12 protein-coding genes and 1 tRNA gene are annotated in these 11659 nt (G+C 57.2%); 11 read left to right on the top strand and 2 right to left on the bottom strand.

Translation table 11 applies throughout. From position 1 onward, the window contains the following. The 11 genes from odhB to msrA form a co-directional block, all read left to right on the top strand. On the top strand, positions 1–970 hold a 970-nt coding region (gene odhB, locus ACEW72_RS06920), incomplete at its 5' end, for a 2-oxoglutarate dehydrogenase complex dihydrolipoyllysine-residue succinyltransferase (RefSeq protein WP_373475650.1). Between the two features lie 12 nt (positions 971–982). Then, positions 983–2377 (top strand): dihydrolipoyl dehydrogenase, encoded by a 1395-nt coding sequence (gene lpdA, locus ACEW72_RS06915; protein WP_373475649.1) that lies wholly within the window; start codon positions 983–985, stop codon positions 2375–2377. Positions 2378–2430: 53 nt separating this feature from the next. After that, a complete protein-coding gene (locus ACEW72_RS06910) occupies positions 2431–3006 on the top strand; it encodes a trimeric intracellular cation channel family protein (protein WP_373475648.1) in 576 nt (191 codons plus the stop codon). Between the two features lie 120 nt (positions 3007–3126). Next, the gene (locus ACEW72_RS06905) at positions 3127–3870 is read left to right on the top strand and encodes a hypothetical protein (RefSeq protein ID WP_373475647.1); all 744 of its coding nucleotides are present in this window, start codon (positions 3127–3129) and stop codon (positions 3868–3870) included. A 397-nt stretch (positions 3871–4267) separates the two neighbouring features. Next, the gene (locus ACEW72_RS06900; protein WP_373475646.1) at positions 4268–4648 is read left to right on the top strand and encodes a VOC family protein; all 381 of its coding nucleotides are present in this window, start codon (positions 4268–4270) and stop codon (positions 4646–4648) included. A 15-nt stretch (positions 4649–4663) separates the two neighbouring features. Beyond that, complete coding sequence (fghA, locus tag ACEW72_RS06895; protein WP_373475645.1) at positions 4664–5509, top strand: S-formylglutathione hydrolase; 846 nt, start codon at positions 4664–4666, stop codon at positions 5507–5509. A gap of 36 nt (positions 5510–5545) precedes the next feature. After that, positions 5546–5619: transfer RNA gene (locus ACEW72_RS06890), tRNA-Gly, on the top strand. Positions 5620–5700: 81 nt separating this feature from the next. Beyond that, positions 5701–7368: an aminodeoxychorismate synthase component I gene (pabB, locus tag ACEW72_RS06885; protein WP_373475644.1), complete on the top strand. Its 1668-nt coding sequence runs from the start codon at positions 5701–5703 to the stop codon at positions 7366–7368. 69 nt (positions 7369–7437) lie between these two features. Beyond that, a complete protein-coding gene (locus ACEW72_RS06880) occupies positions 7438–8640 on the top strand; it encodes a pyridoxal phosphate-dependent aminotransferase (protein ID WP_373475651.1) in 1203 nt (400 codons plus the stop codon). A 124-nt stretch (positions 8641–8764) separates the two neighbouring features. Next, a complete protein-coding gene (locus ACEW72_RS06875) occupies positions 8765–8947 on the top strand; it encodes a hypothetical protein (RefSeq protein ID WP_373475643.1) in 183 nt (60 codons plus the stop codon). After that, positions 8922–9602, top strand: coding sequence for a peptide-methionine (S)-S-oxide reductase MsrA (gene msrA, locus ACEW72_RS06870; RefSeq protein ID WP_373475642.1), 681 nt, complete (start codon positions 8922–8924; stop codon positions 9600–9602). Before ACEW72_RS06875 ends, msrA begins: the two co-directional genes overlap by 26 nt. Before the next feature lie 29 nt (positions 9603–9631). Here msrA and ACEW72_RS06865 read toward each other — a convergent pair whose 3' ends face one another. Together ACEW72_RS06865 and ACEW72_RS06860 are read right to left on the bottom strand one after the other, a co-directional pair. Next, the gene (locus tag ACEW72_RS06865) at positions 9632–10408 is read right to left on the bottom strand and encodes a molybdopterin-dependent oxidoreductase (RefSeq protein ID WP_373475641.1); all 777 of its coding nucleotides are present in this window, start codon (positions 10406–10408) and stop codon (positions 9632–9634) included. Next, positions 10405–11274 carry a cytochrome b/b6 domain-containing protein gene (locus ACEW72_RS06860; protein WP_373475640.1) on the bottom strand — a complete coding sequence of 290 codons (870 nt, stop codon included), beginning with the start codon at positions 11272–11274 and terminating at the stop codon, positions 10405–10407. Before ACEW72_RS06860 ends, ACEW72_RS06865 begins: the two co-directional genes overlap by 4 nt. Positions 11275–11659: the final 385 nt, after the last annotated feature.

Raw genomic sequence — 11659 nt, 5'->3', positions numbered from 1 at the left:
GCCCGCACCTGCTGCGGCTGCGGCTGCGCCCCAACCGGTTGCCACGGCACCTGCGCCTGCGCCTGTTGCGGCACCTGCCGAAAATTCCGACCTGCCTTTATCGCCAGCCGTCCGGCGTCTGGTGCTTGAACTCGGCATCGACCCGAGCAAAATCAAAGGCACCGGCAAAGACGGCCGCCTGACCAAGGAAGATGTTGTTGCGGCTGCAAAGGGTGCGCCTGCCGCTGCACCTGCCGCCGCTGTATCGGTTGCTGCGCCCGCGGTTGCCGGTCGTCAGGAAGAACGAGTCCGCATGACCCGCCTGCGCCAGACCGTTGCCAAGCGCCTGAAGTCGGCGCAGGAAACCGCCGCATTGCTGACCACTTTCAACGACTGCGACATGAGCGAAGTGATTGCCGCGCGCGAGAAGTACAAAGATTTGTTCGAAAAGAAGCACGGCGTGAAACTCGGCTTCATGAGCTTCTTCACCAAGGCCGTCGCGCTTGCCGTGCACGATATCCCGGCGGTCAACGCGCAGATCGACGGTGATGAAATCGTCTATCACAATTATCTCGACGTCTCGGTCGCAGTCAGCGCGCCGAACGGCCTGGTCGTCCCCGTCGTCCGCAACGCCGACAAGCTGTCCTTTGCCGATATCGAAAAGGCCATCGGCGATTTCGGCGCACGCGCCAAGGCAGGCACGCTGACCATGGAAGACATGGCCGGCGGCACCTTCACCATTTCCAACGGCGGCGTTTTTGGCGGCCTGATGTCGACCCCGATCATCAACCCCCCGCAGTCTGCCGTGCTCGGCCTGCACCGTATCGAGGATCGACCGGTCGTGCGAAACGGCGAGATCGTCATCCGTCCGATGATGTACCTCGCGCTCAGCTACGACCACCGCCTGATCGACGGCCGCGAGGCAGTGACCGCGCTGAAGACAATCAAGGAAGCGATCGAAGACCCCACCCGGTTGCTGATCGACCTTTAAGGAGCCGATAATATGGCAGAACAAGATTATGACCTGATCGTCATCGGCGCAGGTCCCGGCGGTTATGTCGCAGCAATCCGCGCCGCCCAACTCGGCTTGAAAACCGCCTGCGTGGAAAGCCGCGAAACATTGGGCGGCACCTGCCTGAATGTCGGTTGCATCCCGTCCAAGGCGATGCTGCACGCGTCCGAACTTTATCATGAAGCCCATTCGGGTGCGCTCGCCAAATTCGGCATCGACTTCAAAAGCGTGGCGCTGAACCTTGACCAGATGCAGGCTGAAAAGACGAAGGCAGTGGGGGAGTTGACCGGCGGAATCGAATTCCTGTTCAAGAAAAACAAGGTCGACTGGCTGAAAGGCCACGCCGCCTTTACCTCACCGAATAGCATCGATGTCGCGGGCAAAATCTACACCGCAAAGAAAATCATGATCGCCACGGGCTCCTCGGTCACGCCACTACCCGGTGTGGACATTGACCAGAAGGTCATCGTCGATTCCACCGGCGCGCTGGCTTTGTCCAAAGTGCCGAAGCATATGGTTGTCATCGGTGGCGGTGTGATCGGGCTGGAACTTGGTAGTGTTTGGCTGCGTCTCGGTGCCGAGGTTACGGTGGTAGAATATCTTGACCAGATCCTGCCCGGCATGGACGGCGAAGTCCGCAAGGAAGCCGCCAAGATTTTCAAGAAGCAGGGCTTCAATATCCGCACCGGCACCAAAGTCACCGGCGCAAGCGTCAAGGGTGGCAAGGCCACACTAACCGTTGAACCCTCCGCAGGCGGTGCATCCGAGAGGATCGAAGCCGATTGCGTCCTCGTCGCCATCGGTCGCAGGCCCAATACCGAGGGCCTCGCGCTCGAAAAGGCCGGTCTCACCACCAACGCCCGTGGTCAGATCGACATCGGCCATGATTTCCAGACCAGCGTCCCCGGCATCTACGCCATTGGCGACGTCGTCCCCGGCCCGATGCTCGCGCACAAGGCAGAAGATGAAGGAATCGCCGCCGCCGAATTTACCGCAGGCCTCACAGGAATAGTGAACCATGACGTCATTCCCGGCGTCGTTTACACCTATCCGGAAATCGCGAGCGTCGGCCTGACCGAGGAAGAAGCCAAGGCAAAGGGCGAGATAAAGGTCGGCAAATTCCCGATGATGGCGAACAGCCGCGCCAAGACCAACCGCGACACCGACGGTTTTGTGAAAGTCATCGCCGATGCCAAAACCGACCGCGTGCTCGGCGTCCACATGATCGCCTCGATCGCGGGCAGCATGATCGCCGAAGCTGCACTGTCGATGGAATTTGGCGCGACGTCCGAAGACATTGCCTATACCTGCCACGCCCATCCCACCCAAGCCGAAGCCTTGAAAGAGGCGGCGATGGCGGTAACGGGCAAGCCGATCCATATGTAGGCGTGATCCAGGAGGCCGTCCAACTGGCCCCGGCCCTGATCGCCTGGCTCGACGTGTTCGGCATTGCGGTCTTCGCCGCATCGGGCGCGTTGGCCGCAGCACAACGCGGCCAGACGCTCGTCACCTTTTCCTTTTTCGCGCTGGTCACCGGCGTTGGCGGGGGCACGGTGCGCGATCTGTTGATCGGTGCGCCGGTGTTCTGGGTGCATGACTGGCGCTTTGCCGCCACTTGTCTGGTGACGGCCGGGCTGGTGTGGGTCACCCCAAAAACCTTCTGGAACGCCCGCGCGCTCGACTGGTTCGATGCCATCGGCATTGCCATCTATGCCGTATTTGGCGCGTGGAAATCCCTGACGCTGGGCGTACCCTTGCTGCCCGCGATGATGATGGGCGTTATCACCGCCTGCGTCGGCGGCATCATCCGCGACGTGTTGGCAGGTGAACCGTCGATCCTGCTCAAACCCGAAATCTATGTCACCGCCGCCGCGCTTGCCTCTGGCCTGTTCGTGCTGCTGCTCTGGCTTGGCCTACCCGTGCTTTTGGCTGCGGGCCTGAGCGCACTGGCCGGTTTCATCCTGCGTGCGATGGCTATCCTGAAAGGCTGGGCCATTCCCGCTTATAGCAAATAATAACCAAATAGGTTCTTTTCCTTGACAGCGTGACGGTGTGTCTTTTAGATAAGGGTACAGTCGCAAAGCCGGGGTCGCCGCCTTTGCGCCTGTTTCCCCACATCTTGAAAGGACCCTGTCATGCGAACCCGCATATCCCGTCCGCCGCGCTGGCAGGCGCGCTTTTTGAAAGCGCTGGCCGAAACCGGCAACGTCAGACTGGCCAGTGACAAGGCGAAGGTCAACAACGCCTCTGTTTACCGCAAAAGGCAAAGGGACCCTGAATTTGCCGCCGACATGGAAGCCGCCCGGGCGCAAGCCAATACGCGTCTGGCCAACGAAGACCGCCCGACTCCCTCCGGCGCGCGGTGGGACAGCGATGGTTCGGCGCTGATCATCACGCAAAGCGCCAACGGCGTGCCCCGCCGGACCCAACGCGCAGGACCAAATGGCTGGACCCGCGCGGAAGAAAAACGGTTCCTCGACACGCTCGCCACAACTTGCAATGTGACGATGGCCTGTGCTGCGGCGGGGCATAACCGCCCTTCGGCTTATACCCGCCGGAATAAATGGACACCTTTCGCCAAGGAATGGGCCGAAGCGTTGAAAATCGGCCTACAGGCCATGGAGGTCCGCCTGCTCTATGACGCGATTGACCAGACCGACAATTATTATATCGGCGTCCCGCGCGAAATCCGCCCGGGCCGGTTTGACGAGGCAATCCGGCTTCTGTCCTTTTACGAAAAGCGACGGGGTCATCAGCGCGTTGCCTGGAACCGGGCACCGGTCGATGTCGAAGCCGTAAAGGAGTCGATCATCCGCAAAGCCGAAGCACTCGGAGCTGCAGAAGCACGGCGCAAGGCGAAGAAGCCTTTGTGGGAATAAGGGGTGGAATGTTGGGCCGGGGGCTATTTTCGTCAGAAGGAAGATAGGGAAGAAGGGAAAAGGGATCGAGTTCTCCTCTCTCCTTCAGGGGAGAGGATACGGAGCCTTGGCCTTCAGGCCTAGGCGTAGTTGGAGAGGGGGAGTTCGCGCACGCACCTCACCGTCGAACCCCTCTCCGCTGCGACTAGCGAATAAATTCGCAAGTCTCGCTCCTCTCCCCTGAAGGAGAAAGGGAAACGGGGCGATTTTTTCACCTCACCGTCACCCTGAACCAAGTTCAGGGTGACGGGTTTGGAAGGGGATAGTTTTTTGTCATATTTGGGCTTGCACCCCATAAGGGTTGATGGTCAAAGCGGGCGGAGCCTTCGGCGCTATATTCATCTAGAGGAGAAGAAACATGTACAGCCATATGATGGTCGGCAGTAACGATATTGCCCGTTCCAAGAAATTTTACGACGCAACATTTATTGCGATGGGTGGCAAGGAAGGCATTCTGGATCCCAAAGGTCGCCTTATTTATATGCACAATGGCTCGCTGTTTCTGGTCACGCCACCAATTGACGGGCAAGCTGCTACGGCTGGAAATGGCTGCACCGTTGGTTTTGGAATGACCCCTGAAGTCGCCGATGCGTGGCATGAGGCTGGCGTTGCCAATGGCGGCACAGCGATTGAAGACGCGCCCGGCATTCGTGAAGGCAATGGCATGAAGATGTATCTTGCATATTTGCGCGATCCGGATGGCAACAAATTGTGCGCCTTGCACCGCGTAACCGACTAAACAAGGACCCCTTGCATGACATTCGAAACGGTTTCTACAAACACCGCTTTTGGGGGTGTGCAGGGCGTCTATAAACATCATTCTACCGCGACGGGGACGGACATGACCTTTTCGGTCTATGTCCCGCCCCACGCGCCGGGTGCCAAATTGCCTGTAATTTGGTACCTGTCCGGTCTCACTTGCACCCATGCCAATGTCACCGACAAGGGCGAATTTCGCCGCGCCTGTTCGGAACTTGGCCTGATATTCGTCGCGCCCGATACCAGCCCGCGTGGCGAGAATGTCCCCGATGATCCCGATGCCGCTTATGATTTTGGACTAGGCGCGGGTTTTTATGTCAATGCGTTGGTCGAACCTTTTGCCGAACACTACCGGATGCGCGGCTATATCGAGAGCGAATTACCGGCTTTGGTGGCGGAGCATTTCCCTGTCGATATGCAACGGCAAGGGATTATGGGGCATTCGATGGGTGGCCATGGCGCGCTGACAATTTCATTACGTAACCCCGCAAAGTACAAGGCGACGTCGGCGTTCGCGCCCATAGTTTCGCCGCTAAATTGTCCTTGGGGTGAAAAAGCTTTGGGCGGCTATCTTGGGCCGGATCGGGAAACATGGGCTGAATATGACAGTTGCGCCTTGATCGAAGGGGGTGCCCGATTACCTGATTTGCTGGTCGATCAGGGCGAAGCAGACAATTTCCTCGCTGACCAGCTCAAAACGCATTTGCTGGTGACGGCGTGCGAGGCCGCCGGACAAAAGGCAACAATCCGGATGCAGCCGGGCTATGACCATAGCTATTATTTCATCTCCACCTTCATGGCCGACCATCTCGCTTGGCACGCAGAGCGGCTCAAGGCCTAGCCAATCTTGCATTTGCCCGATAATTGCACGCGGTACGCGGGTGTAGCTCAATGGTAGAGCAGCAGCTTCCCAAGCTGAATACGGGGGTTCGATTCCCCTCACCCGCTCCAGCGTTTCGCAAAGGTCCTTTTGTCATCCTTGACGACGCCCGCATTTCGGGGGCTGCGCCGGCGCGGATATATTCCGGTCCGGTGGCCGTTTTGACCGCGCAGACCGAAAATGAGGTGGGCGATCTGCTCGAAAATCTGCGGTCGGCGCGCAAAGATGGCCTGCACGCGGCGGGTTTTCTCAGCTATGACGCAGGCGCCGCATTTTTGCCTCAACTTCCCGCTGCATCAACCGGTCCACTTGCGTGGTTTGGATTATTCACAGATTATCAAGAACTTGGGTCAGACGCCATAACGTCATGCCTGCCCGACCCGGCAGGATCATGGTTGTCGCCGCTGAAACCGCAGATAAGCCGGGACGATTATGCAAGGGCCTTTGCCGCGGTGCAGGATTATATCAAGGCGGGCGATATCTATCAGGCGAACCTGACCTTTCCGCTCACTGCCGACTATGCAGGTGACCCGCTTGCGCTTTACGCCGCGCTGCGCCCGCGGGCTGCGGCGGGCTATGGCGGCGTGATTTGGACAGGCGAGCGTCATTATCTGTCATTTTCGCCCGAATTGTTTTTTGCAGCCAAAGACCGGCGCGTTACGACAAAGCCGATGAAGGGAACCGCCGAGCGCAGGGCGGATCCGGCCGCTGATTTGGCAGAAGCGGTAATGTTGCGGACCGATCCGAAACAGCGCGCCGAAAATCTTATGATTGTCGATCTGTTGCGGAACGACTTGTCGCGTGTGTGCACGCCTGGATCGGTCGCCGTTCCCGACCTATTCCACGTCGAAAGTTACCCGACCGTCCATCAGATGACCTCGACCGTTACCGGACTGTTGCGCCCCGAACAGGACGCAATAGATGTGATAAAGGCGCTTTTCCCATGCGGTTCCATTACCGGCGCGCCGAAAATCCGTGCGATGCAGATTATCGCACAGACCGAAGCTGCACGGCGCGGGCTGTATTGCGGGTCTATCGGACGGATTGACGCCAACGGCGATGCAGCCTTTAATGTGGCCATCCGGACTTTTACCTTGTGCGAAACGTCGAAGACGGTTTCATTGGGCTTAGGATCCGGCATTATCGCAGATTCCGACGTGAATGCGGAATGGGCGGAGTGTCTGGCGAAGGGAGATTTTGCAAAATTGGGTGGCTATGGCTTTGATCTGATCGAGACAATGCGCTTTGAACCGGCACAGGGGTTATTGCGGCTTGAGCTTCATCTGGAGCGCATGAGAGCAAGCGCACATGCATTCGGTTTCGAATTCGACCGGCATGAAGCACGCAACCGGTTACACGCTGCAACCTTTCATCTTGATATGTTGTCCAAGGTAAGGCTGCTCGCGTCAAAAAAGGGCGCAATTGCGATCGAGGTCCGGCCACTGACCGAGACATCCGACTGGCGCGTGGCAGTGGTTCCCCTGCCTGTTGATAGCGGCGACTTCCGTCTGCGCCACAAAACCAGCGACCGCGCTTTTTATGACGAGGCGCGGCGATCCCGCCCCGATTGCGACGAGGTTCTGTTCATCACCCCGGACGGACTTCTGACCGAAGGCAGCATTACCGCTCTTTTTGTCGAGCGCGACGGAAAGCTGCATACGCCCCGGTTGGAAACAGGACTGCTGCCCTCTGTCCTGAGGCGCGAGTTGGTCGATATGGGACAAGCATTGGAGGCAGACCTGTTCGCTGCTGATCTGGACGCGCCTTTTTATGTCGGCAACTCTTTGCGGGGATTAATCCGGGCCACAAGGGTTGCGTAATTTTCGGTGAGGCATTAGGGGCAAGCGCGCAATTTGCGTTCAATTCAGCCCGTGAAAGCCAGTCCCATGATCGACCGCCTGTCCGCCGCCCTCGGCCGGATCGCCCCTTCCGCCACACTTGCCATGTCGGGCCGGGTGATTGACCTGAAGGCACAAGGCATTGATGTCATTGGGTTGTCGGCGGGGGAACCTGATTTTGACACCCCTGACTTTGTCAAGGACGCCGCAATTCAGGCGATACGCGATGGCATGACCAAATATACCGCGGTCGACGGCATCGCCCCGCTGAAACAGGCAATCATCGCGAAATTCAAGCGCGACAACGGTATCGATTACACCCCCAAACAGATCACGGTAAATTCGGGCGGCAAGCACACATTGTTCAATGCGCTGGTCGCCACTCTGGACAAGGGTGACGAGGTCATTATCCCGGCGCCTTATTGGGTCAGCTATCCCGATATCGTGCAATTTGCTGGCGGCACGCCGGTCATTGTCATGGCGACCGCGGCGCAGAACTACAAGATTACGCCGGAACAACTGGACGCCGCAATTACACCCAAGACCCGCTGGCTAATCCTCAACTCCCCGTCCAACCCGACCGGGGCTGCATATAATGCGATCGAGCTGAAAGAACTGGGAGAGGTGCTACTGCACCATCCGCACGTCATGCTGCTGACCGACGATATGTATGAACATATCTGGTATGCACAGTCGCCCTTTGCGACGATGCTGCAGGTGTGTCCCGGTCTGTATGACCGCACACTTACCATGAACGGCGCGTCCAAGGCCTATGCCATGACCGGCTGGCGCATCGGCTATGCGGGCGGGCCTGCGTGGCTGATCAAGGCGATGGCTGATTTGCAATCGCAATCGACCAGTAACCCTTGTTCGATCAGCCAATATGCAGTGCTCGCCGCGCTGAACGGACCGCAGGATTTTCTGCGCGAACGCAATGCCGCGTTCAAGGAGCGCCGCGATCTGGTCGTCGCGATGCTGAACGATGCGCCGGGGCTGAGCTGCCCCACGCCGGAAGGCGCCTTCTATGTCTATCCTGACGCCAGCGGCGTCATGGGCAAAGTGACGCCTAAGGGGAAGAAGATCGAAAGCGATGCCGATTTGATTGACTATTTCCTCGACGATCACCGCGTTGCCGCTGTGCATGGCGGTGCTTTTGGATTGTCACCTGGCTTCCGTATTTCCTACGCAACCTCGGCGGAAATACTGAAAGAAGCTTGCACACGCATCCAGTCGGCGTGCGCCGCGCTCGTTTGAGCGCATATGAGCAGATAATAACGGCCCGTTAAGCGCGGTTTAACGCGCGCTCTGCATGAAACCTTTTGCGACCCGGTAACGTATTTGTTCGTGTCGCCGAATAGGCGTTAACAAGAGAAACAACATGGACCGTATTTTCGACTTTGTGCGATCAGATCTTTTCTTAAGCCTTTTGGGCGGCTTTGCCCTTGGGGTTGCAGGATTGGTGATGGTCGATCCGGCCACAGCCAATACTAAAGAGGTTGAAGCCACAGGGTCGTTATTGGTTGGAGCGTCTATTCATGAAGAAATTGCATCACCTCGATAAGCTCGCCGCCCTTTTAGCTGCCGTCGCCTTTACGGCCGCGTGCGGTTCGGCCCCCATTGGTATGGCCCATGCCGCAGAAGGCATCCGCATCGCCGCCCCCAAATTGCCGGTTGTCGAACCCAAAACCACGCAGACCGCAGTGTTCGCTGGCGGCTGTTTCTGGGGTATCGAAGGCGTCTTTGAACGCGTCAAGGGCGTAACCAGCGTTGAATCGGGTTATTCGGGTGGCACCAAAGCCAATGCCGATTATGATCTTGTCAGCGGCGGACGCACGTCACATGCTGAATCGGTCCGTATCCGCTACAATCCGGCGGTGGTCAGCTACAATGATTTGCTCCATATCTTTTTTTCAGTGACGCACGATCCCACGCAACTGAACCGTCAGGGTCCAGATAGCGGCAGCCAGTACCGCACCGCCATTTTTCCAGCCAACGTCGCCCAGCGCAAAGCCGCATCGGCCTATATCGCGCAACTGGGAAAAGCGGGTTACTGGAAAAAGCCCATCGTCACGAAAATCGAAACCTTCAGCTTTTTTGCGGCCGAAGGTTATCATCAGGATTTCATGGCCAAAAACCCGTCACATCCGTATATCGTGACCTGGGACAAGCCCAAAGTTGCCAGTTTGAAACGACTTTTCCCCACACGCACGCGGTAAGGTTGCTTCTTACGTAACTGGTGCTGGCGTTAGATACCGGCATACCAGTCATAATCATGGGCATCTTCCCAATAGCCGCCCTTGCCACCGAAAAATTTCTTGAGATCGTCGGTTGCTTCGATCCGCATGACATATTTCGCCTGCTTATAACCCAATTGCCGTTCGACACGCAGACGCAAGGGCGCGCCGTGCCGAACCGGCAATACACCGTCATTCATGCCCCATGCCAATATCGTCTGCGGGTGGAATGCATCGATCAGATCAACGGATTCATAATAAGGAACGCCCGGCCCCCATTGATCGGCGCAATGAAAGACGATGTAGCGCGCCTTGGTCGACAGATCCGCCTGCTTCAGCAACATACCGAGCGGGGTTCCGCGCCATTTTCCAATCGCACTCCAACCCTCGACACAGTCATGCCGGGTAATTTGCTCACGCGAAGGCATCGCCATCAATTTGGCGAGATCCAGGTTTAGCGGATTGCGTACCATGCCATCGATCCGCAATTGCCAGTCGCTAAATTTGGTTGCCAAATGGGCGGCATATTCCGCTGTGCCCCCCGTTATCGATCCATTGGCCTTGAAAACAGGCGAAATATCGGCTGCACTAAATTCGGGTGCGAGCGCACTGCGGTCCGAAATGAGTCGATGTGCGCCCTTATTCAAGGCCTCGCCTGTACGAAGAAAAGACCGGAATCCTGCATTTTCGGTGAGTGCATCACAACCGGACAATAGCAAACCGCCACCGCCCAACGCCGCTGCGCTCAGGAATTTCCGGCGTGGCAAAATCATTTTGCTATCGGTCATGCTGGCTCTCCTTGTGGTGCTTGAGGTGCTTGCGGTTCAAAGCTTGGTTCAACTTTTCCCGGCAGCCTGTATTTGCCGGTAATCATCGAACGCAATTCGTTAATCGGTCCGGCAAGAACGACCATCGTGATATGGACAAAGAAAAAGCCGACCAGCCCGAACGCTGCAATAAAGTGGAGAGAGCGGGCCGATTGCCGGCCTCCAAATATGTCCAGTAACCACGGCCATGCCGCATTCATCGCAGGTGACATCGTCAAGCCGGTGAAGATAATCAGCGGCAAAAGAACAAATATCACTCCGATGTAGCTGAGTTTTTGCAGTATATTATAATCTTTTGCAGCCGCGCCGGTCGGAAAGCGTAACCGGGCGTGTTCTTTGATATCATGCAATATGTGGCGCGGGGACCATTCCCGTTTGCGGATATGCAGATCTTTGCGAACATGCCCGTTCCAAAGCGAACGCGCCATGTACAGCGTCAGCGCAACCGCCAATATCCAGGCAAAGGTAAAATGCCAACGCCGCGCCGCTTGGAGATCATAAGCCGACGGGATGGTAACCCAATGCGGAAAGGCGCGGCGCTTGATTTCGCCTTCAGAATTCTTCCAGATGCCCAGAACGCCTGTGGTTTCAACACGCACGCCCGCAATTTCAACGAAGCCGGTGTCGCCCGCATCATCAATGATCAACCAGGCCTTGTCGTCATTTGCGCCATAATCGCCCCAATAAAGACGTGCATGGGCATTGAAGATCATCAATCCGCTCATGAGCATCACAAGCAATGTCAACGCGTTGGTCCAATGCCATAACCGCGTGGACAGGCGATGCCGCTTGATAACGTCCCCCGGCTTCAATTCTGTATGATCCATCCCAAATCCCCCTTTGGCGAAAATAATTTGCCAGAGATGGTTCGAAGAGAACAGCGATAAAGTTACAAGCCGCGGGGAAATAAGATTTCGCTCTTCCCTCTCCCCTTCAGGGGAGAGGTACGCAGTCTTATGGCTATAGCCATTAGACGAAGTGGAGAGGGGGAGTTGGTGCGCAGACCTCACCGTTGTGGCCCCTCTCCAACTGCGCCTAGGCCTTGCGGCCAAGGCTTCGTATCCTCTCCCCTGGTCGGGGTGACAAGATTCCAGCAAATAGCTGGAATCACTTAAGAAAATAAGGCATATTCCCCTACACAGCACCTGCACAGTTATGGAACTCCGCGCGCTTTCGCTCCAAACCTGCACAGTTTCTGCACAGCGGAGTATG

The sequence above is a fragment of the Sphingorhabdus sp. genome, assembly GCF_041737645.1.
GTDB lineage: Bacteria > Pseudomonadota > Alphaproteobacteria > Sphingomonadales > Sphingomonadaceae > Sphingorhabdus_B.
This window is presented reverse-complemented; position numbering and strand designations above follow the sequence as displayed.

Excerpts from the sequence above, each read along its gene's own strand:
- lpdA (WP_373475649.1), top strand. The coding sequence starts at position 983 with ATGGCAGAACAAGATTATGACCTGATCGTCATCGGCGCAGGTCCCGGC.
- ACEW72_RS06905 (WP_373475647.1), top strand. The coding sequence starts at position 3,127 with ATGCGAACCCGCATATCCCGTCCGCCGCGCTGGCAGGCGCGCTTTTTG.
- ACEW72_RS06900 (WP_373475646.1), top strand. The coding sequence starts at position 4,268 with ATGTACAGCCATATGATGGTCGGCAGTAACGATATTGCCCGTTCCAAG.
- fghA (WP_373475645.1), top strand. The coding sequence starts at position 4,664 with ATGACATTCGAAACGGTTTCTACAAACACCGCTTTTGGGGGTGTGCAG.
- ACEW72_RS06875 (WP_373475643.1), top strand. The coding sequence starts at position 8,765 with ATGGACCGTATTTTCGACTTTGTGCGATCAGATCTTTTCTTAAGCCTT.
- msrA (WP_373475642.1), top strand. The coding sequence starts at position 8,922 with ATGAAGAAATTGCATCACCTCGATAAGCTCGCCGCCCTTTTAGCTGCC.
- ACEW72_RS06865 (WP_373475641.1), bottom strand. The coding sequence starts at position 10,408 with ATGACCGATAGCAAAATGATTTTGCCACGCCGGAAATTCCTGAGCGCA.
- ACEW72_RS06860 (WP_373475640.1), bottom strand. The coding sequence starts at position 11,274 with ATGGATCATACAGAATTGAAGCCGGGGGACGTTATCAAGCGGCATCGC.